This window comes from Streptomyces vinaceus, assembly GCF_008704935.1.
Lineage (GTDB): Bacteria > Actinomycetota > Actinomycetes > Streptomycetales > Streptomycetaceae > Streptomyces > Streptomyces vinaceus.
Genome location: NZ_CP023692.1, coordinates 1,209,705 through 1,232,904 on the forward strand (window position 1 = coordinate 1,209,705; position 23,200 = coordinate 1,232,904).

Annotated in this window: 21 protein-coding genes and 1 pseudogene; 12 read left to right on the top strand and 10 right to left on the bottom strand. The window is 73.7% G+C overall.

The features are described from left to right. Positions 1–38: 38 nt before the first annotated feature. The 4 genes from CP980_RS05400 to CP980_RS05415 form a co-directional block, all read right to left on the bottom strand. Positions 39–869: a carbohydrate ABC transporter permease gene (locus tag CP980_RS05400; protein WP_150492786.1), complete on the bottom strand. Its 831-nt coding sequence runs from the start codon at positions 867–869 to the stop codon at positions 39–41. Continuing rightward, the gene (locus CP980_RS05405) at positions 866–1,831 is read right to left on the bottom strand and encodes a carbohydrate ABC transporter permease (RefSeq protein ID WP_373312778.1); all 966 of its coding nucleotides are present in this window, start codon (positions 1,829–1,831) and stop codon (positions 866–868) included. Before CP980_RS05405 ends, CP980_RS05400 begins: the two co-directional genes overlap by 4 nt. Further along, on the bottom strand, positions 1,828–3,159 hold the full coding sequence (locus CP980_RS05410; protein ID WP_150492787.1) for an ABC transporter substrate-binding protein: 1,332 nt from the start codon (positions 3,157–3,159) through the stop codon (positions 1,828–1,830). Before CP980_RS05410 ends, CP980_RS05405 begins: the two co-directional genes overlap by 4 nt. 326 nt (positions 3,160–3,485) lie before the next feature. After that, on the bottom strand, positions 3,486–3,845 hold the full coding sequence (locus CP980_RS05415) for a hypothetical protein (RefSeq protein WP_132754513.1): 360 nt from the start codon (positions 3,843–3,845) through the stop codon (positions 3,486–3,488). A gap of 168 nt (positions 3,846–4,013) precedes the next feature. Between CP980_RS05415 and CP980_RS35010 the strand changes: the two genes are divergently transcribed. Next, a complete protein-coding gene (locus CP980_RS35010; protein ID WP_167535796.1) occupies positions 4,014–4,154 on the top strand; it encodes a hypothetical protein in 141 nt (46 codons plus the stop codon). Positions 4,155–4,223: 69 nt separating this feature from the next. Next, positions 4,224–4,679, top strand: a complete 456-nt coding sequence (locus tag CP980_RS05420) for a VOC family protein (RefSeq protein WP_150492788.1) — start codon at positions 4,224–4,226, stop codon at positions 4,677–4,679. 92 nt (positions 4,680–4,771) lie between these two features. Here CP980_RS05420 and CP980_RS05425 read toward each other — a convergent pair whose 3' ends face one another. Together CP980_RS05425 and CP980_RS05430 are read right to left on the bottom strand one after the other, a co-directional pair. Continuing rightward, positions 4,772–5,710: a serine/threonine dehydratase gene (locus tag CP980_RS05425; protein WP_132754517.1), complete on the bottom strand. Its 939-nt coding sequence runs from the start codon at positions 5,708–5,710 to the stop codon at positions 4,772–4,774. Between the two features lie 13 nt (positions 5,711–5,723). After that, positions 5,724–6,365 (bottom strand): TetR/AcrR family transcriptional regulator, encoded by a 642-nt coding sequence (locus CP980_RS05430; protein ID WP_123511597.1) that lies wholly within the window; start codon positions 6,363–6,365, stop codon positions 5,724–5,726. Positions 6,366–6,555: 190 nt separating this feature from the next. Here CP980_RS05430 and CP980_RS05435 point away from each other — a divergent pair, with 190 nt between their 5' ends. The 7 genes from CP980_RS05435 to CP980_RS05465 all read left to right on the top strand — a co-directional run bounded on the left by CP980_RS05435 (position 6,556) and on the right by CP980_RS05465 (position 16,447). Further along, positions 6,556–8,241: a ricin-type beta-trefoil lectin domain protein gene (locus CP980_RS05435; RefSeq protein WP_229906833.1), complete on the top strand. Its 1,686-nt coding sequence runs from the start codon at positions 6,556–6,558 to the stop codon at positions 8,239–8,241. Positions 8,242–8,335: 94 nt separating this feature from the next. Next, entirely contained in the window at positions 8,336–10,636 is a 2,301-nt protein-coding gene (locus tag CP980_RS05440) for an alpha-N-acetylglucosaminidase (protein ID WP_150492789.1), read from the top strand. Positions 10,637–10,865: 229 nt separating this feature from the next. Next, a complete protein-coding gene (locus CP980_RS35510) occupies positions 10,866–11,297 on the top strand; it encodes a hypothetical protein (RefSeq protein ID WP_208834765.1) in 432 nt (143 codons plus the stop codon). After that, positions 11,290–12,336, top strand: coding sequence for a polyprenyl synthetase family protein (locus CP980_RS05450; protein WP_150492790.1), 1,047 nt, complete (start codon positions 11,290–11,292; stop codon positions 12,334–12,336). The genes CP980_RS35510 and CP980_RS05450 overlap by 8 nt, the downstream gene beginning before the upstream one ends. 34 nt (positions 12,337–12,370) lie before the next feature. Then, positions 12,371–13,564: an oxygenase MpaB family protein gene (locus CP980_RS05455; protein WP_150492791.1), complete on the top strand. Its 1,194-nt coding sequence runs from the start codon at positions 12,371–12,373 to the stop codon at positions 13,562–13,564. 143 nt (positions 13,565–13,707) lie between these two features. Then, positions 13,708–15,315: a molybdopterin-dependent oxidoreductase gene (locus CP980_RS05460; RefSeq protein WP_150492792.1), complete on the top strand. Its 1,608-nt coding sequence runs from the start codon at positions 13,708–13,710 to the stop codon at positions 15,313–15,315. Between the two features lie 58 nt (positions 15,316–15,373). Continuing rightward, complete coding sequence (locus CP980_RS05465) at positions 15,374–16,447, top strand: alpha/beta hydrolase (protein WP_150492793.1); 1,074 nt, start codon at positions 15,374–15,376, stop codon at positions 16,445–16,447. A 44-nt stretch (positions 16,448–16,491) separates the two neighbouring features. Here CP980_RS05465 and CP980_RS05470 read toward each other — a convergent pair whose 3' ends face one another. Beyond that, the gene (locus CP980_RS05470; RefSeq protein WP_150492794.1) at positions 16,492–17,748 is read right to left on the bottom strand and encodes a cytochrome P450 family protein; all 1,257 of its coding nucleotides are present in this window, start codon (positions 17,746–17,748) and stop codon (positions 16,492–16,494) included. Positions 17,749–17,922: 174 nt separating this feature from the next. Next, the gene (locus CP980_RS05475; protein WP_229906832.1) at positions 17,923–18,702 is read right to left on the bottom strand and encodes a hypothetical protein; all 780 of its coding nucleotides are present in this window, start codon (positions 18,700–18,702) and stop codon (positions 17,923–17,925) included. Positions 18,703–18,792: 90 nt separating this feature from the next. Between CP980_RS05475 and CP980_RS05480 the strand changes: the two are divergent. Then, positions 18,793–19,186 (top strand): annotated as a pseudogene (locus CP980_RS05480) (SDR family oxidoreductase); the annotation flags it as partial. 51 nt (positions 19,187–19,237) lie between these two features. On the opposite strand, the gene CP980_RS05485 reads toward CP980_RS05480, so the two are convergent. Further along, a complete protein-coding gene (locus CP980_RS05485; protein ID WP_229906831.1) occupies positions 19,238–20,293 on the bottom strand; it encodes an enoyl-CoA hydratase/isomerase family protein in 1,056 nt (351 codons plus the stop codon). Positions 20,294–20,351: 58 nt separating this feature from the next. Continuing rightward, on the bottom strand, positions 20,352–21,107 hold the full coding sequence (locus CP980_RS05490) for an AraC family transcriptional regulator (protein WP_150492797.1): 756 nt from the start codon (positions 21,105–21,107) through the stop codon (positions 20,352–20,354). Positions 21,108–21,161: 54 nt separating this feature from the next. On the opposite strand from CP980_RS05490, the gene CP980_RS05495 reads away from it, so the two are divergent. Both CP980_RS05495 and CP980_RS05500 read left to right on the top strand, forming a co-directional pair. Beyond that, positions 21,162–22,355 (top strand): MFS transporter, encoded by a 1,194-nt coding sequence (locus tag CP980_RS05495; protein ID WP_373312776.1) that lies wholly within the window; start codon positions 21,162–21,164, stop codon positions 22,353–22,355. A 142-nt stretch (positions 22,356–22,497) separates the two neighbouring features. Further along, positions 22,498–23,094 carry a hydrolase gene (locus CP980_RS05500; RefSeq protein WP_150492798.1) on the top strand — a complete coding sequence of 199 codons (597 nt, stop codon included), beginning with the start codon at positions 22,498–22,500 and terminating at the stop codon, positions 23,092–23,094. Positions 23,095–23,200: the final 106 nt, after the last annotated feature.

Genomic DNA, 23,200 nt, shown 5'->3' on the forward strand with positions numbered 1-23,200 from the left:
AGGGAGGGGTCACAAACGGCAGGCGGGGGCGGCGGGGCTCAGATCTTGACGGCTCCCTCGCCCACCCCCTTGAAGAAGTAACGCTGGAGTGCGAAGAAGAGCAGCATCATCGGCAGGAGCGCCGCCATCGCGCCGGCGGCGATGATCCGCTGGTCGTTGGTGGTGGTGGCGCCGGCCAGGCTCTTCAGGCCGAGCTGGAGGGTGTAGTGGTCGCTGTCGGTGAGGACCAGCAGGGGCCAGAGGAAGTCGTCCCAGGCGCCCATGAAGCTGGTGATGCAGACGACGGCCAGGGCTCCCTTGGCGGCGGGGAGGAAGAGCCGGGTGAACCGGGTCCACTCGTTCGCCCCGTCCAGGACCGCGGACTCCTCCACCTCCTTGGGCACGGCGAGGAAGGCCGAGCGCATGACCATGATGTTGAGGACGGAGACCGCGCCGGGGAGCCACACCCCGATGAGGGTGTCGACCAGGCCCATCTCGCGGACGGTCAGGAACATCGAGATCATCACGGACTCGAACGGGAACATGAGGGTGGCCACCAGGACCGTGAAGACGGACTTGCGGCCCTTCCAGCCCGCCCGGGAGAGGGCGTACCCGCCCATCGCCGCGAAGAGCAGGTTCGAGGTGATCGCGAGGGCGGCCACGATCAGCGTGTTGCCGACGTACTGCAGGAGCGGGAAGGACTCGGCGACCAGGACGTAGTTGTCGAGGGTGGGCCGCGCGGGCAGTACGCCGTCGTACACGTTCTCGGTGCGACCGCGGATCGAGGTCAGGAACTGCCAGACGATCGGCCCGAGCATGACGACGAGCATCAAGGCCAGCGTGGCGTAGCGGGCGGCGAGCCCGAGCCGTCCGCGGGGCGTGGCGGTCACGTCTCGTCCCCCTTCGACAGGCGCCGGCCCAGCAGGCTGAAGACCAGGGTCAGCAGGAACAGCAGGATCGAGAGGGCGCAGGCGTAGCCGGTCTCGCCGGAGAAGCCGAGCCCGACCTGCCGGATGAGGAAGGGCAGCGTACGGGCGCCGCCGCCGGGGCCGCCGCTCTCGCCGCCCAGGATGTAGATCTCGGTGAAGACCCGCAGGGCGGAGATGGCCGACAAGGTGCCCACCAGCAGCATCATCGGCTTCACCTGGGGGACGGTGATGCTGAAGAAGCGGCGGACGGGACCGGCTCCGTCCAGCGCGGCCGCTTCGTGGAGCGAGGGCGAGACGTTCCCGAGCGCGGCCAGGTAGAACACCATGTAGTAGCCGAGGCCCTTCCACACGGTCACGATCATGGCGGAGACCAGCAGCATCGTGCTGTCCGTCAGGAACGGGACCGGCTCCGAGACGATGCTCAGCCTGCGGAAGACGGTGTTGACGAGTCCGTCGCTGCGCAGCACCCACTGCCAGATCAGGCCGACGACCACGGCGGACGCGATCACGGGGGTGTAGAAGGCCGAGCGGAAGAACCCGATGCCGGGGACCTTCGCCTGGACGAGCACGGCGAGGGCGAGCGGCAGCAGGACCAGGCAGGGGACGCACACCACGAGGTACAGCACGCTGTTGCCGGCCGCGGTCCAGAAGTCGGGGTCGGCGAAGGCCCGGGTGTAGTTGTCGAGGCCGACGAAGGTGCCGCCGCGCAGGATCTGGGCGTCGGTGAGGGACAGGACGACGGTGTTGACGAACGGCCACAGGCTGAACAGGGCCACCATCACCAGGCCGGGTGCGAGGAAGAGGTACGGGGTCCACCACCTGCGGTGCACCAGCCCGGTCTCGGCCTCCATGGCCGCGAGGGCCTTGCGGCGCGCTCTGGCGGGGCGGGCGGGGCCGTCGGGGCGGGCGGGGCCCGGCGTCATTTGCGGGCCGACTTGGCGAGCAGCTGGTTCGCCTCCTCCTGGGCCTTGCGTACGGCGGTCCGCGGGTCCTGCTCGCCCTGGATCGCCTTCTGCATCTCCCGGACGACGGCGTCGCCGACCTGATTGGTCCACTGGACCGGGGTGTTGGCGTCCAGCGCGGCGCTCCGCAGCTGCTCGGCGCCGACCGCGCGGGCGACCGTCTCGGCGTCCTTGCCGTCGCCCCGGTCCGCGAAGCGCGGATCGGCCAGGCCTTGGGCGTTGGACGGGTAGATGGTCGCGTTCTTGGAGAATTCCACCTGGTTGGGACCGTTGGTCACCCACTTCGCGAACTCGGTCGCGGCGTCGAGGTGCTTGGTGTCCTTCTTGACGCCGAGCGACTGGGCGTAGATCCCGATGTGGCCGAGTGTGCCGGTGACGGCCCCCGCGACCTGGGTGCCGGCGTAGATCTGCGGGGCGTTCTGCCTGATGTCCTTGACGAAGCCCGGGGAGCCGGGACCGAAGACCAGCTTGCCGCCGCCGTACAGCTGGTTGATGTCGTCGGACTTGAGGAGGGACTCCTTGGGCATCGCGCCCTTGGCGTACAGGTCCTTCATCCGCTCGACCCACTCGACGGCCTTGGGGGTGTCGAAGACGAAACGATCCTGCGCCTGGCTGAGGATCGGTACGCCCATCTTCTGCCAGTCCCCCGGCAGGCGGCCCTTGGGGTCGGCCATGAAGGCGGAGTACCGGCCACCGGAGGAGGCGGCGATCTTGTCGGCGTAGTCGAAGAACTGCTCGACGCTGGTCGGCGGCCGCGCCGGGTCCAGCCCGGACTTCTCGAAGAGCTCCTTGTTGTAGGTGAGGATCTCCGGGGTCACGTACCAGGGGTACGCGTACACACCGTCCCCCTTCCCCGGGAGCTTGAACTGCTCCCAGGCGCCGGGGACGTACTCCTTCGCCACCTCGGGATCGAGCGCGGCGACGTCGGCGAGCAGGCCCCTGTCGCCGAGGAGCTGGAAGGAGTCGGTGGAGAGGTTGACCACGTCCGGGAGGGCGCCGGCCTGGGCGTCGGCGACGAGCTTCTCGTTGTAGCCGTCGCCGGGGACGTCCTCCCATCTGACCTTCGCCCCCGGGTACTTCTTCTCGAACGCGTCGATGACGCCCTGGACGTACCCCGTGAACTTGGGCTTGAGCTGGAGGGTGCGGAAGGTGATCTCGCCGGAGACCTCGCCCGTCTTCCTGCCCTCCCGCACGTCCTCGGCGCCGCCGACCCCGCAGGCGGAGACCGCGAGGAACGTGCCGGCCACGAGCGTGGCGACGGCGGTACGGGTCGCGTTCGAACGGGTCATCGTCGCCACCTTCGGGGGGAGTTCCGGCCTCTCTGCCGGAGCGCGCAGCCCACGCTGACCCCAAATCCAGATCGCGTCAATGTGGCCGAAGTACGGATGGGCGGGTACCGGTGGGTCCCGAAAGGCGGCAACGTCCTTACAGGCAGAGGGAACTCGTGAAGTCAACACCACGGCGACCAGGACTGATGCGCTTTAGTTCCGACCCGCTCCGAGGCGATATCGATTCGATAACGACGCCTGCCCGGACACCGGATGTTGACTCCTTATCGGCGGTCGGAGCGCCTGCACACTAATGCGCTTTACCTGCAACTCCCCCGCAAACTGAGCTACTTCATCCGGTACTCGACCTTCTCGGCGAGTTTTCCGTCCTTGAAGCAGAAGCGGTACACCGTGTCCCCGCCGCTGTCCTCGGCGGAGACGTACCAGGAGCACACGCTGCCCTCGGGTTCGGCCGGACCGCCCGACTTCAGGGCGCCCTTGATGAAGCTCTCACCGGACGGCATCTTCGCGCGGACCGCATCCTCCGGGTCACCGACGTTCACCGACCGGTAGACGCCGGGTTCGAGCATGGTCTCGCCCGCGGCGTCCACCACCTTCCCGACGCCGAAGACGAGCGCCCCGACGGCCGCGATGCCGAGCACCAACGCCACCCCGCAGCCGATCAGACAGCCCTTGCGCTGTGCCACGTCCGTTCCTCCGTACCTTCGTGTCCTGCCGGTCCTGCCGGTCTCGCCGACACTCAGACCTTCGCAAGCCACGGGTACCGCGCGCTGTCCTCCAAAGTCTTCGGCGCCCGCAACGATCGTCGCCGTTCGAGGTCGGCCCCCCTCGCCGGCGGCCGGGTGCACGCCGTCATGAGCTGGGAGTGGAACACCAATCCGTTCGCCGCCCGGCGTCCCCGTCTTCCGCCGAGCCGGCAGGTCGTGCAGTACGCGGCGAGCACGGTGGTCGTCGTCCGCGCCCTCGCGGACGACGAGGACCAGGACCCGACCTGATCGGCAAGACGCCCCCTGGGCCCGTTGCGCAGGGGACCGACTGTCGGACCCGCCTGGGATGCTCCGGGCATGGAGATGACAGTGCAGCTGACGATCGACTGCTCCGATCCGCCGAGGATGGTGGCCTTCTGGGCCCAGGCCCTGGGCTACGTGCCCGAGCCTCCGCCGGGCGGCCACGCCACGTGGCGCGCCCACTGGGCGGCGATGGGGGTACCCGAAGCGGAGTTGCCAGCCGGTGCCGGGGACGTGCCGGAGTCGATCATCGATCCCGCGGGACGTGGGCCGAGGGTCTGGTTCCAGCAGGTCCCGGAGGCGAAGGTCGCCAAGAACCGTTGGCACTTCGACCTGAAGGTCGGTGGGGGCCGTGACGTCCCGCTGGAGGTCCGCGCACAGCGGGTCAAGGCCACGGTGGAACGGCTGGTCGAAGCCGGCGCCACCGTGCTGCGGATCAAGGACGAGCCGGAGGCGGGCTTCTACGCCGCCGCCCTGCAGGACCCCGAGGGCAACGAATTCGACGTCGTCTGAGGGTCGTTGCGGCGGTGCCGGTCGCAGCCGCTCGTTCTCGGCCGCGACCGGTACCGTCGCCCCGCGCCAGGCGGAGTCCGGGAGGCGCGGGGTCAAGCCGTCAGGTCCGCCGTCAGGTCCGCCGGGTCGGTGTTCGCGCCGCACAGGACGACGGCCACCCGCTCGCCCAGCGGCTCCGGGGCGCTCCGTACGGCCGCCAGGGCCGTGGCCGCCCCCGCCTCCACCACGATCCGGTGCTCCTCCCACAGCGCGCGCCGGGCCTCCGCGATCGCCGGGTCCGGGACCAGGACGGACCGTACGCCCTCCCGCTGCGCGGCGGCCAGAGCGGTCGCCGAGACCCGGGTGGCACCCAGCGAGTCGGCGGCGATCGAGTCCACGGCCACGTCGACGGGCCGTCCCGCCTCCAGGGCGGCGTTCAGGGCCCGGCAGTTCTCCGGCTCGGCCGCGACGACCCGTACCCCGTGCTCGCGGGCCGCGGCCGCGACACCCGCGAAGAGCCCGCCGCCGCCCACCGCGACGACCACGGTGTCCAGCCCCGGCAGCCCGGCCCGGATCTCGTCCAGCACCGTACCCGCGCCCGCCGCGATGAGCGGGTGGTCGTACGCGTGGCTGCTCAGCGCGCCGCTCTGCGCCGCGAACTCCTCGCACGCGGCGAGCGCTTCGGCGTACCGGTCCCCGACGAGCCGTACGTCCGCCCCGTACCCGCGCAGCCGCTCCACCTTCACCCGCGGGGCAGTGGCGGGCAGGAACACCGTCGCGGGGACGGACTGCGCGCGGGCGGCCCAGGCGCAGGCCAGGCCCGCGTTGCCACCCGAGGCGATGGTGACGCCCGCGTCCGGCAGGGTCCCCGCATCGCGGTGGGCGGCCAGGAAGTTGCGGGCGCCGCGGGCCTTGAAGGACCCGGTGTGCTGGAGGTACTCCAGGGCGAACCAGAGGCCCTCGGCGGCGGGCACGACGGCGACGGGACGGACCGACCCGGCTATCCGGTCGGCGGCGGCGCGTACGGCGGCGTGGTCGAGCTGCTGTTCCACGATGGGATTCCCTTCAGACGGCGGGCCGGTTGGCCTCGATCAGCTGGCGCAGCGCGCCGTGGTACACCTCGTGGTCGGTCAGGGCGGGCAGTACGTCGGCCAGCCCGCCCGCGAGCACGGGGAACTCCTGCGGATCCAGCGCGGCCAGCGCCGCCCGCGAGGCAGCCGTGGCACCGGCCGGATCGCGGTGGTCCACGAAGGCGGCGCAGCCGAGGGTCAGCAGGTACATGCGGCGGTACGCGGTCATCGCCTCGGCGGCCGTCATCCCGGCGGCCACGCTGTCGGCGAGCGCGGGCTCGACCAGCCGGGCCAGCAGCTGGCGGCCCAGCCAGGGCCGGCCGCCGCGGAGCACGAGCAGGCCGGGGTGGGCGACGAGCAGCCGGTACAGGGCGGTGAACCGCAGCTCGGCGGCCTCCGCCCAGCCGGTCCCGGCCGGGATCTCGGGCAGCTGCCCGGCGAGGTGCTCGGTACAGAGGTCGAGGAGTCCGGCGAGGTCGGTGCAGCGGCGCTGGACGGTGGCGTGCGAGACCTCCAGCCGGTCGGCCAGGGCGCGGAAGCTCAGGGCGTGCGGCCCCTCGTCGTCGATGAGGCGCAGGGCGGCGACGGCGATCGCCTCGGGCGTGGCGCGGTCCAGGGCTGCTGATCTCCTCGGCATGAGATACACCGTATCAGCCAGTGGCACATACGGCGTATCGCATTCCCTCCTCCTCGATCGTGTGACGCCGACTACGGCCATATTGCTGGTCATTGAGCCATAACCATCGACTTATGTTGACAGAGGGTAGTCGCACCGCTGCACTGAGCGCACTGCAGCTCCACCGGTACGCCCACCCCAAGGAGTCTCCGTGCCGCCTCGCCTGCGTGCGTCGCTCCCCTGCCTGACCGCGGCCGCCCTGCTCGCCTTCTGCCTCGCCCCCACCCCGGAGGCGACGGCCGAGCCGTACGCCACCTCGGACGCCCCGCTCGCGCTCACCCCGCCCATGGGCTGGAACAACTGGGCGCACTACATGTGCGACATCGACGAGGCCAAGGTGGTCGCGAACGCCGACGCGCTCGTCGCCCGCGGCCTCGCGGCCAAGGGCTACGACACGGTGACCGTCGACGACTGCTGGATGACCAAGAGCCGGGACGCGGACGGCAACCTGGTCGTCGACACGCAGAAGTTCCCGCGCGGCATGGCCTGGCTCGGCGAGTACCTGCACGCCAAGGGACTGAAGTTCGGCATCTACGAGGACGCCGGCTCCCTCACCTGCGAGCGCTACCCCGGCAGCGGCTCCCCCGACGGCGGCGGCCCCGACCACTACGCCCAGGACGCCCGGCTGTTCGCGTCGTGGAAGGTCGACTACGTCAAGATGGACGGCTGCAACCTGTGGGTGCCGCCGGGCAGGACGAAGGAGCAGGCGTACCGCGACGCCTACAACGCCGTCTCCGCGGGGCTGCGCGCGAGCGGCCGGGACATGGTGCTCTCGGCCTCGGCCCCCGCCTACTTCCAGCAGGGCGAGTGGGGCGGCTCCGACTGGCACAAGGTGCTCGGCTGGGTGGGCGAGACCGGCCAGCTGTGGCGCGAGGGCAAGGACATCAAGGTCTACAACCCCGCCGCGCCCGCGACCTCCCGGTGGAGCTCGGTGCTCGGCAACTACGGCTACAACCGCTGGCTGGGCCGGTACGCGGGCCCCGGCAACTGGAACGACCCCGACTTCCTGATCGCGGGCTCCCCCGGGCTCACCGAGGCCGAGAGCCGCAGCCAGGTGGGGCTGTGGGCGATGATGGCCGCCCCCTTCATCCTGTCCTCCGACGTCTCCCGGCTCACCCCGGCCGGGCTGGCCGCCCTGGGCAACACCGACCTGATCGCGCTGGACCAGGACCCGATGGGCCGCCAGGGCGCCGTGCTCTCCGCCAACGCCACCTTCGAGGTGCTGGCCCGCCCGCTGGCGAACGGCGACCGCGCCGTCGCCGTGCTCAACCGGTCCGGCAGTGCGCGCGACATCTCCGTACCGCTCACCGACATCGGGCTGTACTCCTGCACGGTCGACGCCAAGGACCTGTGGACCGGCGGGAGCACCGAGGTGTCGACCTCCCTGACGGGGAAGGTGGCCGCGCACGACACGGCGGTCTTCCGGCTCACCCCGCACGAGGGCTGCGGCGCGGCCGTGCCGACCGGGCAGATCACCGGAAACGGCGCCCAGTGCGCCGACGGGGTCAACACCGCCGGCGTGGGCGCGGTGGTCCTCGCGCCCTGCACAGCGGCCGGCGACCAGCGCTGGGTGCTGGGGCCGCAGGACAGCGTACGGCTGACCGGCAAGTGCCTCTCGGCGGGCGGGGAAGGGCTCGTGGAGCTGGCCGCGTGCGCACCCGGTGAGCCGGGCCAGCGCTGGACGCACCGCCGGGACGGGGCACTGGTCGAGGAGGCCGGCGGGCTCTGCCTGACGGCCCCCGCGGCCGCCGCCACCCCGGATGCCCCGGCCGGGCGGCTGCGCCTGAGCGACTGCGGCGACCACCGCGTCGACCAGGCCTGGTCCCTGCCCGTCTGATGCCCCCACGGGGTCGCCGTCCTGCCACCGCCCCGGACGGCGCCCCCGACCCGAGCCCGGGACCCACCTCAGACACGGATCGGTGATTCGACGGATGACGATCTCCCCACCCCGGCGCCGGCGGCACGCGCAGCTGCGCCGCCGGGTCGCCCTCGCCGCCCTGGTGGTCGCACTCGGCGCCGGCTCCCCCGCACTGGCCGACGTGACCGGCGTGACCGGCGTGACCGACGTGACCGGCGTGGCCGGCGTGCGAGGCCCCGCGCCCGCGCCCCGGGCCTTCGACACGGGGCCCGCGCGCGAGGCGTTGCGGCGCCTGCTGCCGCACCATGCCGACCAGTTCACCCTCGTGCCAGACCCGGCCGCCGGCGCCGACCGCTTCACCGTGTCCGGGTCGGCCGGCGCGATCACCGTGCGCGGCTCCACCGGGGCCACCCTGCTCACCGGCGTCGGCTGGTACCTCCAGCACGTCGCCGGGGCCGACATCGGCTGGCCGGGCGACAGCATCGGGATGCTGCCGGCGCGGCTGCCCGCCGTACCCGCGCCGGTCACCCGCAGCGCGCTCGTCCCGCACCGGTACGCCCTCAACGACACCGACGACGGCTACTCGGGCGCGTACCGCACCTTCGAGCAGCACCAGCGGCAGATCGACCTGCTCGCCCTGCACGGCATCAACGAGGTGTTCGTGCAGGCGGGCGCCGAGTACCCCTACTACCGGGCGCTCCAGGGCTTCGGCTACTCCGCCGCCGAGCTGCGCGAGTGGATCCCCGGCCCCGGGCACCAGAGCTGGTGGCTGCTGCAGAACCTCAGCGGCTTCGGCGGCCCGGTCTCCGAGCGGCTGATGCGCGAGCGCGCCGAGCTCGGCGGGCGGATCGCCGAGCAGCTGCGCGGGCTCGGCATGACCCCCGTACTGCCCGGCTACTTCGGTACGGTGCCGCCGGGGTTCGCCGCCCGCAACACGGGCGCGAAGACGGTGGCGCAGGGCGACTGGGCGGGCTTCGACCGGCCCGACTGGCTGGATCCGACCTCCCCGGTGTTCGGGAAGCTGGCCGCCGCTTACTACGCGGAGCAGCGCGCCGTGTTCGGGGACAGCGGCATGTACCGTATGAGCCCGCTGCACGAGGGCGGGACGGTGGGCACCGTCGATGTGAAGGCGGCTGCCACCGCCGTCCAGAAGGCGCTGCACGCCGCGCACCCGGGCGCGATGTGGGCCGTGCTGGGCTGGCAGGACAGCCCGAAGGCGGAGCTGCTCGCCGGGGTGGACACCTCGAAGCTGCTGATCCTGGACGGGCTGTCCGACCGGTACAACCGCCTGGACCGCGAGACCCGCTGGGGCGGGGTCCCGTACGCGATGGGCACGATCTACAACTTCGGCGGGCACACCACGATCGGCGCGAACACCTCCGTGTGGATCGAGCGGTTCGGTCCCTGGCGGGCCAAGGCCGGCAGCGCGCTGAAGGGCATCGCGTACCTGCCGGAGGCCACCGGCACCAACCCGGCGGCCTTCGACCTGTTCACCGATCTCGCCTGGGAACCCGGGACCATCGACCAGCGCAAGTGGTTCGCCGATTTCGCGGGCCGCCGCTACGGGCGGCCCGACAAGGAGGCGGCCGCCGCCTGGGAGGAGCTGCGCGCGGGCCCGTACAGCACCTCCTCGGGCCTGTGGTCGGAGTCCCAGGACAGCCTGTTCACCGCCCGGCCGAGCCTGAGCGCGGTGGGGGCGGCCTACTGGAGCCCCAAGTCGATGCGCTACCCGGCCGATGCGGTGCGCAGGGCCCTGGACCACCTGCTCAAGGTGGATCCGAAGCTGCGCGGCTCCAGCGCGTACCGCTTCGACCTCGTGGACACGGCCCGGCAGGCCCTGGCCAACCACTCGCGGGTGCTGCTGCCGCAGATCAAGGCGGCGTACGAGGCCAAGGACCTGGCCAGGCTGCGCGCACTGACCGCGCAGTGGGCGGACGGGGAGCGGCAGTTGGACGCCGTCACGGGCTCGGATCCGAACTTCCTGCTCGGCGACTGGCTGGCGGCGGCCCGCTCCTGGGGCGCGGACGCGGCCGAGCAGGACCGGTACGAGTACGACGCCCGCTCGATCCTCAGCGTGTGGGGCCGGCGCAGCACCAGCGAGGGCGGCTTCCTGCACGACTACGCGAACCGCGAATGGAGCGGCCTGATCGGGGAGTTGTACGCACCCCGCTGGGCCGCCTACTTCGAGACGCTGGAGGAGTCCCTCGTACGGCGGGCGGCCCCCCGGGAGATCGACTGGCACGCCTTCGAGGAGGAGTGGGCCCGGCGCACCACCCGGCATCCGAGCGGGGCGGACGGCCCCAGCGGGGATCCGTACGCCCTGGCGAAGGGCATCGCTGCGGACCTGAACTCCTGGGAGGGCGGAGTCCGCTGAACGCTCCTACACCACCTCGGGCGGTGGCGATCGGATGATGCGCTGATCATCACCCGCCCGTGGTAATCCCGTTACCCCTGCGGGGGAGAACCTGTCGAGGGGTTCGACGCGCGGGACGCGCACTCGGTTGACTGGCCCGGAACGACCACCAGGGGCGGCCGTCGGAACATCCGGCGGCCGCCCCTTCCGACGCCGTCCGCGGCCCGACGCCAGCAGGAGTGCACCGAGCATGTCCCAGACCGGACACGAACGGCCCGGACAGCCCGGGCAGCACGAAGAGCCCGGACAGCCCGGCCGGCACGAACAGCCCGGACAGCCCGGACAGCCGGGGCGCCCCCAGCAGTCCGTTCCGCCCCCGCCGTCCGCGCCGGAGCAGGGCCCCGCGCCCGAGGCCCCGCCCGTGACCCTGGAGCTGCTGGCGCTGCTCGCCGCCGGGGTCGCCGACCTGGCCCTCGACCAGTTACGGCAGTCCGCCGACCGGGCCCAGGAGGTACTGCGCCGCTCCGACCTGCGCGAGCTTCTCACCGACGGGGTCGTGGAACTGCGCAAGCGCGGCGAGCTGGCCACCCGCCGCTCGGGCGCGGCCACGGAGAACCACCTGGAGACCATGGCCCGGCGGGCCGCCGAGCGGGTCGCCTCCGAGGGCCACCCGCGTGCATGACCACACCGGCTTCAAGGAGCGCATCGACCGGGTGCTGCTTCGGCTGGCCGACGAGGAGGAGCGGGAGCTGCTCGCACTGCACGCCGAACTCTCGCCCCTGTCCGGCCAGTTGCGCCGCGCGCTGGCCGGCGGGAAGCGGCTGCGGGCCGCGTACCTGTACTGGGGCTGGCGGGCGGCCGGACAGCCCGACTGCGAGGGCGTGATCCGGGCCGCGGCCGCCATGGAGCTCGTACACGCGGCCGCGTGCACGCACGACGACATCATCGACGACAGCCGGATGCGGCACGGCCGGCCCACCGCGCACGCCGCCTTCGCCGCCCCCGGCGCCCGCGGCGGCGCCGGACAGCGCTCCACCGCCCTCGCGATGATCCTCGGCGACCTGCTGATGGGCTACGCCGGGTACGTCTTCAGCTCCTGCGGGCTGCCCGGGGCCTACCTGGCCCGGACCGTCCCGCTCTGGGCCACGCTGCTGCGCGAGACGATGGCGGGCGAGTTCCTGGAGGTGCTCCGCACCCGGTCCGGGCAGGTCCCGCAGGTGGCGGAGTCGCTGGAGGTGGCCCGCTTCAAGACGGCCAAGTACACCGTCGAGCGGCCGCTGCACCTCGGCGCCACCCTGGGCGGGGGCTCGCGCGTCCTGCTCGACGCCTTCACCGCGTACGGACTGCCGCTCGGCGAGGCCTTCCAGCTGCGCGACGACCTGCTCGGCACCTTCGGCGACCCGGCCAGGACCGGCAAGTCGAACGTGGACGACCTGCGGGACGGCAAACCGACCGCGCTGCTCGCCCTGACCACCGCCGCGGCCCGCGGCGCCGACCGGCGGCTGCTCACGGAGCTGGTCGGCCGCCCCGGCCTGGACGGCGAAGAGGCGGCCGCCGTACGCGCGCTGATGGAGCGCTGCGGGGCCCGGCAGCAGGTCGAGGACATGATCCGCGAGCGCATCGCCCGGGCCGCCGGCGCGCTGGACCGCGTACCGATGCCCGCACAGGCGCGGTCCGCGCTGCGCGAGCTCGCCGGCACCGCCGCCGAGCGCTCGCTGTAACCCGCTCCCCGTACACACGAGAAGGACGAGTCAAGTGACCACCGCCGAGACCGCCTCCGTCCCCCCGCTCCCCCGCTACGACGACGCCGCCCTCGACGCGCTGTCCACCCAGGGCGATCCGCTCGCCGACGAGACCGTCGCCGCTCTGCTGCGCCGCGGCGAGGTGGGCGACCTCAACACGCTCATGCGGTTCTTCACCACCGCCGGGGACCCGCTGCCCGAGCGGCTCCCGGCCTCCGCGCGCGGCTACTTCGAGGCCACCGCCCTGCCCCCCGCCTGGATCGACTGGGACGTCATGGAGCGGGCCCGGCTCTTCTTCGCGGACAACGCCGCCCACATCAACACCGGCCTGTCCTTCGCCGCGATGCCCGTCAGCTACGCCGTCCCCCGGATGGCCCGGCTGCTGTCCTGCACGCACTCGCTCGCGTACCCCTCCCGCCGGATGGCCAACACCGGCCAGTTCGTCACGTACCTCATGCGGAGCGACTCCTTCGCCGAGGGCAGCACGTTCCTCCCGGCCGCGCAGAAGGTACGGCTGCTGCACGCCGCGGTCCGCCACCACCTGCGCCACGGCGGCCACTGGGACGTGGAGCGGGACGGGCTGCCCATCTGCCAGGAGGACCTGATCGCCGGGCAGACCTTCTTCTCGCTGCTGGTGCTCGACGCCATGCACCGGCTCGGCATCCACATGACCGAGGAGGGCGCGGAGGCCTACTACTACGCCTGGCGGGTGGTGGCGGCGCTGCTGGGCTGCGACATGGCGGCCGTACCGGAGGACCTCGCCGAGGCGCGCGCCTACTGCGACCTCTACCTGGAGCGCCATCTCGGCCCCTCGCCCGAGGGCGTGGTCCTCTACGCCCAGCTGCTGCGGCTGTACGAGGACGTGGTACCCGGCACGCTCTTCGACCCGATGGTCCCGGCCACCGTCCGCTACCTGGTCGGCGACACCATCGGCGACTGGCTGGAGGTCCCGCGCGGCCCCTGGGACGCGGCGGCCAAGGCGGTCCCGGTGGTGCTGGGGCTGCTGGAGACCATCGAGGACAGCAGCCCGTTCGCGGAGTGGGCGCTCGACAAGGCGGGTTCGCTGCTCGCCGGCTTCGAGCTGTCCGCGCTGACCCGGGGGCGGGTCATGCACCACGCCATCCCCGCCGAGCTGAAGCCGGAGTACGGGGTGAAGGCGCCGCGCACCGGGCGCTGGGTGCCACCGGCTCCGGCGCGGGCGCGCTGAGCCGCCGGTGTGCTGAGCCGCCTGTGTGCCAGGGCGTACGGGCGCTGAGCCGAACGGGCGTGGGCGGGCGCGGGTCCGCCCCGGCCGGAGTCACACTGGAAGCCCACATTCCGGGCATACGGCGACGCGGACGGTGACTCCCCATGACGACCGGTGTGAAGGCTGACCCGGGGCGGCGCCGCCGCGTCCTGGGCGGCGCCGTCTGCGGGCTGGTCGCCGCCTGCGCCGGGCTGGCCGTGGCCGAGCTGGCCTCGGCGGCGGTCCGGCCCGAGGCCTCCCCGGTCACCGCGGTCGGCGGAGCCGTCGTCGACCGTACGCCGGTGGGCGTCAAGGAGTGGGCGATCCGGGAGTTCGGCACCGCCGACAAGCTGCTGCTGGCCCTCGGGATCGTCCTCGCCCTGGCCGCGGTGGCGGCCCTGGCCGGGGTGCTCGCCGTACGGCACCTGCCCGCCGGTATCGCGCTCGCCGGCTGTTTCGGGCTGGTCGGGGCGGCGGCCGCGCTCAGCCGGCCCGGGGCGACCTGGCACGACGCGCTGCCTTCGCTGGGCGGCGGACTGGCGGCGGCCGGGGTGCTGTACGTCCTGGTCAGCGTCTTGACCAGGCCCCGTCCGGTGGGCGCGCCGCCGGGCGGCGCCTGGTCGCTGGACCGGCGCGGCTTCGGCCGGCTGGTCGGCGCGGCCCTCGTGGCCTCGGCCGGGATCGGGTACGCGGGGCGGCGGCTCGGCGCGTACGGCTCGGCCGGGGCGACGGCCTCGCGGGCGGACCTGGTCCTGCCGGAACCGGCCGTGCCCGCGCCGCCGGTGCCTCCCGGCGCGCAGCTGCCGGTCCCCGGGATCTCCCCCTTCATCACCCCCAACGGGGATTTCTACCGCGTGGACACCGCCCTGGTCGTCCCCCGGGTGGACGCGGACACCTGGCGGCTGCGCATCCACGGCGAGGGCGTCTCGAACCCGCTCGAACTCGGGTTCCGCGAGCTGCTGGCCCGCCCGCTCGTCGAGCACGACATCACCCTGTGCTGCGTGTCGAACGAGGTCGGGGGCCCGTACGCGGGCAATGCCCGCTGGCTCGGCGTGCGCCTGGCCGACCTGCTGCGCGAGGCGGGGGTGCGGCCTCCCTCGCGGGGCGGGCCGGCGGACCAGCTGGTGGCCCGCTCGGTGGACGGGATGACGATCGGGACGCCGGTCGAGACGGTGATGGACGGCCGGGACGCGCTGCTGGCCGTCGGGATGAACGGCGAGCCGCTGCCCTTCGCGCACGGCTTCCCGGTACGGATGGTCGTACCGGGCCTGTACGGGTACGTCTCGGCCTGCAAGTGGCTGACCGAGCTGCGGCTGACGACCTTCGCGGCGTACGACGCGTACTGGGTGCGCCGGTCCTGGGCGCAGCAGGGCCCGGTCAAGACGCAGTCCCGCATCGACACCCCGCGCCCGTCCGCCGAGCCCGCGGAGGGACGGGTGGCGGTGGCCGGGGTGGCGTGGGCACAGCACCGGGGCATCGCCCGGGTGGAGGTACGGGTGGACGCGGGGCCGTGGCAGGAGGCCCGGCTCGGGGCGGCGGACGGCAACGACACCTGGCGGGAGTGGGTGTGGGAGTGGGAGGCGACCGCGGGGCCGCACACGCTGGAAGTCCGCGCGACCGACGGTACGGGGGCCGTCCAGACGGGTGTGCGCACGGGAACCGTCCCCGACGGGGCGACCGGGTGGCACTCGGTGCCGGTGCGTGTCCGGCCGGGGCCCGGGAGGAAGGCATGATGCGGACATCCTGGGAAACCGACTGGGAAACCGACCCGCACGTCAGGAGCCGGCCCTCGTGGAGCTGACCAGTACGTCGTTCCTCGTCACGCTGATCACCGTCACCGTACTCGCCATGCTCGCCGCACTGCTGCTGTGGAACCGGATCCCGGGGCCGGGGTGGGTGCGCTGGCCCGTGCGGGTCCTGATGATCGCGCTGTGCCAGCTGACCTCGATCGCGGTGATCGCGACCTGGATCAACGGCAGCTACGGGCTCTACTCCTCGTGGAACGACCTGCTGGGCACGGAGAACGTGCAGAACTCCTCGGCGATGACGGGTCCGCCGCTGGGCCGGGCCAGGTTCACCCAGGGCGGGGACGGGACGCAGAGCACCTATTTCCGCGGCTCCCATTCGAAACTCGCCGGACAGGTGATCGTGTGGACCCCGCCCGAGTACCGGGCGCCGGGAGCGGAGAAGACCCGGTTCCCGGTGCTGATGCTGCTGCACGGGTATCCGGGTTCGCCGCGCACCTGGATCGACCTCGGCGGCATGCCGGGGACGCTGGACCAGCTGATCCGGCTGGGCGCGGCGCACCCGTTCATCGTGGTGATCCCGGACGTGTACCCCGGCGGGGTCAACACCGACTGCAGCAACACGCCGGCGCGGAAGGTGGCCAGCTGGCTCGCGGAGGACGTGACGGACCTGGTCGCGAAGAACTTCCGTACCCTGCCCGAGCCCGGGGGCTGGGGGGTGATGGGGGTCTCGACGGGGGCGTTCTGCGCGGCCAAGCTGCCGCTCCAGTACCCCAAGGTGTTCCGGGCGGGGGCGGCCCTCGACCCGGATCCGCTGACCGGGGACCCGCAGGTGCTGTCCGATCCGGTGCTGCGCGAGCGCAACAGCCCGCTCTGGCTGGTCCGGCAGGCCAAGCGGGCCGACGTCGGGCTGTTCCTGGCGACGTCGGCGCAGGACAAGGACAGCCCGCCGGCGCAGCTGGAGGCCTTCAGCCGGGCCGCGGCGGGCAGCGGGGTCCGGGTGAAGACCCTGGTCCGCCCGTCCGGCGGCCACAACTTCCAGACGTGGACCGCGATGTACCCGGACGCGCTGGGCTGGCTGAGCACGGAGCTCTCCCCGCCCGGCGACGGCCGCGGCTGATCCGCCGATCCGCTGATTCCCCGATCCGCTGACTTCCCGATCCGCTACCCGAGCCGGACCGGGAGGGATTCGACGCCGTTGCCGATGAAGCTGTGCAGGTACGGGAGTTCGGGCTCGGGGACCGCGAGGTCGAGGTCGGGGAAGCGGGTGAACAGCCGCTCCAGGGCGATGGTGGCCTCCAGGCGGGCGAGCGGGGCGCCCACGCAGTAGTGGGCGCCGTGCCCGAAGGAGAGGTGGCGGGAGGCGGCGGGGCGCGTGACGTCGAAGCGGTCGGCGTCGGGGCCGTGGAAGGCCTCGTCGCGGCCGGCCGAGCTGTAGGCGGCGAGGACCGGGGTGCCCCGCGGGATCACGCTCCCGTCGACGGTCAGGTCACGGGCGGCGTAGCGGAAGGGGAACCAGCTGACCGGCGCGTCCCAGCGCAGGGTCTCGTCCACCACGTCGGACCAGCCGGCCTTGCCCTCCTGGACCAGGGCGAGCTGGTCGCGGTGGGCGCACAGGGCCCGGACGGCGTTGCCGATCAGGTTCAGGGTGGTCTCGTGGCCGGCGACGAGCATCAGCCGCATGGTGCCGATGAGTTCGGCCTCGCTGAGCCGGTCGCCGTCGCCCTCGCGGGCCGCGATCAACGCGCTGGTCAGGTCCTCGCCGGGGCTCGCACGGCGGGCGGCGGCGATCGTGCCCATCAGCTCCACGAGCTCCCGTACGGCGGCCACCACCTCCGCGGGAGTGGTGTCGGTGGCGATGATCACGGTGTGGGACAGGTGGTGCAGCCGCCCCCGGTGCTCGGGGTCCACGCCGAGCAGCTCGCAGATGACGCCCATCGGCAGGGGCAGCGCGAAACGGCTGCGCAGGTCCACGACCCCGTCGGGGGCCTCGGCGGCCGCCCGGGCGAGGTCGTCGAGGAGTTCCGCGGTCAGCTCCTCGACGCGCGGCCGCAGGCGCTCCACCTGGCGGGCGGTGAAGGCGTTGCCGACCAGGGCGCGCAGCCGACGGTGGTCGGCGCCGTCGGCGGTGTGCATCCCCTGGGCGTTGGCGAAGACCCGCAGCGGCCAGTCGGGCGCGATGGTGCCGTCGTGCAGGGCGGAGAAGTGCCGGGCGTCCTTGGCCGCGTCGGGGTGGCCGAGGAACTCCTTCAGCGCTTCGTGTCCGAGGACGACCGCTGCGGGCACCCCGCCGGGCAGGACCACGTCCGCCACGGCGCCCCGGGCGCGCAGCCGGGCGTTGAGGGCGTGCGGGCAGCCGCCGGTGGGGTCGATGACGTACGCGGGTGCGGGTGCGGGTGCGGGTGCGCTGTCGGGTGACAAGCCGGGTCTCCTGACCGTCTGGACGGGTGGGCGGATCTCGGGCAACAGTGCGGCCTGGAGGGCGGGTTGGACAAGACCGGTCCGGTAGCCCGCTCGGACGCCGGGCGCCGGGAGGGGTCAGCGAGCCCAGGGAGGGGTCAGCGGGCTGGGAGGGGTCAGCGGGCCGGGGAGGGGTCAGCGGGCCAGGTGCAGCCGGGTGTGGAAGTACCCCTCCGATTCCTTGCCCGCCGGGTCCTCGCCGAGCGCGGTGACCGCGGCCACCGCGCGCCGCTGCTCGCCGGGGTCGGTGAAGCGGCGCTGCGGCCGCGTGGCTCCGGCCCGCTCGACGGCGAGTCCGTACGACTCCAGACAGCGTGAGATCGGCCCGTAGTCGTGGGTGCGCAGGACGAAGGCGGCCACGGGCAGGGGCCGGCCGGCGGCGGCGAACAGGCGGGCGAAGGTGCGTCCGGTGAGGAAGCTGGTGCCGCCGGTGATCGTGACCAGGCCGGCTGCGGCCGCGGAGCGCCGCAGCCCCTCCCCCGGCTCCTCGCTCTCCAGGTCCACGCGGTGCCCCTCGTCGAGCAGCCCTACGGCCACCGCGTACTCCAGGGCGGGACCCGATACGTCGATGCCGACGGCCCGTACGGCGTCGGGGCGGCGCCGGGACGCGTAGAAATCCCGGTCACGGGCGGCGAGTTCGGCGGTGGTCAGGCCGGATGCCTGCGGCGAGGTGTAGTGCGCGTACAGCTCGTCGAGGGTCACGTCGTGGTTGAGGAGAGCGGTGTTGATCCCGTACGAGCAGCAGATGTCGATGACCGTCCTCCGCCCCGGGGCGAGTTCGCCGGCCAGGGCGCGGAACACCGGCTGAGCGTGGCCCGGGGTCTGGTAGGCGTACGGGCCGAGCCGGGCGAAGTAGCCCCGCGGGTCGGGCAGTCCGTAGATCTCGTCGAAGCTGGTCATGCCGAAAGCGGTCATCGGGGTGCGCCTCCGCGGGTCACGGGCGGATGGGGCCCCAGTCGTACCCGCCCGTGCACCGGCGTCGAAAGGCCGCCGATCCGGCCACCGTACGACCTCGCCAAGTCGGCGGTGCTGCGCATGGTGTTCGCGCTCGGGCACGAGCTCGGGCCGCCGGGCGACCGCGGTGGCGCTGGCGCCGGGCTGGCTGCGCTCGGAGATGATGCTGGACAACTTCGGGGTGGGCGAGGAGAACTGGCGCGACGCGCTGGCGCAGATGCCGCACTTCGCCCTCTCCGAGACCCCGTCGTACGTCGGGCGGGGCCTCGCCGCGCTCGCCGCGGACCCCGGGGTGGCGCGCCGGAACGGGCAGTCGCTCTCCAGCGCGCAGCCGGCCCGGGAGTACGGGTTCACGGACCTCGACGGCAGCCGGCCGGACGCCTGGCGGTACCTGGTCGAGGTCCGGGACGCGGGGCTGCCGGCCGACGTGACCGGCTACCGCTGACCGGCCGGCCCGCCATGCGCCCCGGCACCCCGGCGGCCCGGCGCCTTCGGGTCAGGGCAGCCGCAGCTCGCGGGCCGCGCCGAGCGGGGCGAAGAACCGCTCCACGTCCGCGTCGGTGACCTCGGCGAGCGCGGACGGGGACCAGCGGGGGTCGCGGTCCTTGTCGACGACCTGCGCCCGTACACCCTCCACCAGGTCGGGGGCGCGCAGGGCGTGGCACGAGACGCGGAACTCCTGCTCCAGCACCCGCTCCAGGGACCCGAGTCCGCGGGCCCGGCGGACGGCGGCCAGGGTGACCTTGAGGGAGGTGGGGGACTTCGACAGGATCGTCCCGGCGGCCTCCTTGGCGGCCGGATCGCCCTCGGCCGACAGCCGCTCGACGATCTCCTCGACGGTGTCGGCGGCGTAGCAGCGGTCGATCCAGTCGCGCCACCCGGCCAGTTCACCCGGCGCGGGCGGCCGGGCGAAGCGCGCCGTCACCTCGTGCGCCGGGGCGACGGCCAGGGCCGCGGTCAGCTCCGGCAGCCGGGCGGCGGGCACGAAGTGGTCGGCGAGCCCGCACAGCAGCGCGTCGGCCGCGCCCACGGCGGCCCCGGTCAGGGCCAGGTGGGTGCCGAGTTCGCCCGGGGCGCGGGCGAGGAGGTGCGTACCGCCCACGTCGGGGACGAAGCCGATGCCGGTCTCGGGCATGGCGACGCGGGAGCGTTCGGTGACGACGCGCACGCCGCCGTGGGCGGAGAGGCCGACTCCGCCGCCCATGACGATCCCGTCCATGAGGGCCACGTACGGCTTCGGGTAGCGGGCGATCCGCGCGTTCAGCCGGTACTCGTCACGCCAGAAGGCCTCGGAGGCGTCGCCGCCGGCCTTCGCGTCGTCGTGGATGGCCCGGATGTCCCCGCCGGCGCACAGCCCCCGCTCGCCGGCGCCGCGCAGGAGGACCTGGACGACGGCGGGGTCCTGCTCCCAGGAGGCGAGGGCCTCGGTGATCCGCAACACCATGGTGTGGGTGAGGGCGTTGAGGGCCCTGGGGCGGTTGAGGGTGATCACCCCCGTGTGGCCCTCGGTGCTGAACAGGACCGGGTCGTCTGCGCCGTCTTCCGTCTTCACACCGGCCAGTATGACCGGCCGCGGTACGCCCGCCCCGGGGGTGCCCCGGTCCGCGCGCTCACCGCAGCCGGCCGGGGTGGGACCCGGGGGTGTGTCCGAAGGCCCGCCGGAAGACGTCGATGAAGGCGCTCGCGGAGGACCAGCCGCAGCGGTGCGCGACGGCGGTGACCGGGGTGCCGACGGCCAGCAGCCGCAGCGCCTGGTGGAGGCGCAGCTGGGTGCGCCACTGCGGGAAGGTCATGCCGAGTTCGGAGCGGAAGAGACGGCTCAGCGTCCGCTCGCTCGCCCCGGCGCCGGCGGCCGCGCCCAGGGCCGCGAGCCCCCGGGAGTCCGCCGGATCGGCGCGCAGCAGGGCGCAGACCGCCGCCAGCCGCGGGTCGGCGGGCGCGGGCAGGTGCAGGGGTTGCAGGGGGGCGGCGCGCAGCTGGTCGAGCAGGACGGCGAGCAGCCGGCGCCGCTCGGGGCCTTCGTCCTCGGGGTCCCGCGTGTAGGCCAGGATCAGCTCGCGCAGCAGGGGTCCCACGGCGATCACGGCGGGGGTGTCCAGGGAGAGCGGGTTGAGCCGGGTCGGCAGCCCCACGGAGTGCAGGTCGGTGCGCCCGTACGCCCGGTGCTCGTGCACCGTCCCGGCCGGGATCCACAGGGCGCGGGTGGTGGGGGCCACCCAGGTGCCGGCGTCGGTGGTGACGGACAGCACCCCCGAGCCGGCGTAGGCGATCTGGTGGTCGTCGTGCCGGTGCGGGTCGATCCCGACGTGGGTGTCGAGCGCGCGGATGCTGGTCGCGGCCCGGGGAGTGTGGCGGATTTCCTGCATCACCGGGCAATTTATCGGAAGCGGGCCGCACGCGGTACGGGTGATCCTCGACCGGTGAACCCCTCGAAGACCGCTTCCGAACCGCCCGCCGCCACGGGGACGCGCCCCCTGCGGCGGCGCCGCATCGCCGGCTACGCGGCCGGCCATTCCTGCGTGGACGTCTACCAGGGCGCCGTGGCCGCGCTCGTCCCCTTCCTGGTGTCGGAGCGCGCGTACGGCTACGCGGCCGCCTCCGGGATCGTGCTCGCCGCCTCCCTGCTGTCCTCGGTGGTCCAGCCGCTGTTCGGTGCGCTGGCCGACCGCCGGGCGGTGCCGTGGCTGATCCCGCTGAGCACGGCCGCCGCCGGGCTGGGCATCGCGCTCGTCGGCGCGGACGCCGGGTATCCCGCCACCCTCGCCGCCGTGGCCCTCTCCGGGCTGGGGGTGGCCGCCTATCATCCGGCGGCCGCCCGGCTGGTGCGCACCGCCGCGGGCGGCCCCGGGCACACGGCGATGAGCTGGTTCGCGCTCGGCGGCAACATCGGCTTCGCCTGCGCGCCGCTGCTCGTCGTGGGGGCGCTGTCGGTGTCCGGTCCGGCGGGCTGGTGGCTGCTGGCCGTTCCGGCCGCGGTGGGTGTCGTACTGAACCTGCCCCGGCCCGGGCGGGACCGGGCGGGCCGGGCTCGGACGGCGGCGCCCGCCGGCGCGGCCGGCGCCCAGGACCGCAGGGCGTTCCGGCAGCTCTCCCTCGTGGTGGTCGTCCGCTCCGTCGCGTTCATCGGGCTGAGCACGTTCATCGCCCTGTACGTGCGCGAACGCGGCGGCAGCGGGACCGCCGGGGCGCTGGCCCTGTTCGCCCTGTTCGCGGGCAGCGCCGGCGGCACGCTGCTCGGCGGCCGGCTGGCCTCCCGGTGGGGCCGGGTCGCCACCGTGCGCCGGGCGTACGCGGCGGCCGCGCCCGCCGTCGTGGGCCTGCTGTGCCTGCCCCTCCCCCTGGTGTACGTCTGCGCGGCGCTCGCGGCCGCCGCGCTCTACGTGCCGTTCTCGCTCCAGGTGACGCTCGGCCAGGACTATCTGCCGGCCCGCATGGGGACGGCGAGCGGGGTCACCCTCGGCCTGACGGTCAGCGTCGGCGGCGTGGCCGGCCCCTTCATCGGGGCCCTCGCGGACGCCACCTCCGTACGGACGGCGCTGCTCCCCCTGGCCGTCTTGCCGCTGCTGGCCTGGGCCCTGGCCCGGCGGCTGCCGGAGCCCGCACCGGCCGCGTGAGGGGTCGGGCCCGCGCTCCTGCGGTTACATGGGCGCGATCGTGACACCCATGACAACCGCAACGACCGCAACGACCGCAACCACCGCAACGACCGCAACGACCGCAACGACCGCAACGACCGCAACGACCGCAGGAGACCGGATGACCGCCGCAGCCGACCGCACCGACCGTTCGCCGCTGACCCTGGACGACGGCACCGCCCTGGTCCTCATCGACCTCCAGCAGGGCATCCTGGCCCTGCCGACCACCCGGCCCGCCGCCGAGGTGCTCGCCAACGGCATCCTGCTCGCCGAGGCCTTCCGCGCCCGCAAGCTGCCCGTGGTGCTGGTCCGGGTCGCCTGGTCGCCCGACGGCGGCGACCTGCCCACGACCGACGTGGACCGCCCGGGCCCGGCCGCGGCCCCGCCCGCCGCGTTCGCGCAGATCCCGGCCGAGCTGGCGGCCCTCGGCGACGTGGTGGTCACCAAGCGGCACTGGGGCGCCTTCACCGGCACCGAGCTCGACCTCCAGCTGCGCCGGCGCGGCATCCACCGCATCGTCCTGGCGGGCATCTCCACCAGCGTCGGGGTCGAGTCCACCGCACGTACGGCCTGGGAACACAGCTATTCGCTGGTCTTCGCCGAGGACGCCACCGCCGACACCGACCCCGCGTCCCACGCCCACGCGTTCGGCAAGATCTTCCCCCGCATCGGCAAGGTCAGTACGACCGCGGAGATCGCCGCCGCCCTCGGCGCCTGATCCGCCTCGGCGCCTGATCCGCGTGCCGCCTGACGCCGTGACCGGAAGGTCCCCATGGACGAGCACGGGGCCGCCACGCCCGCTCGGCGCGCGGTTTCCCGTGCAG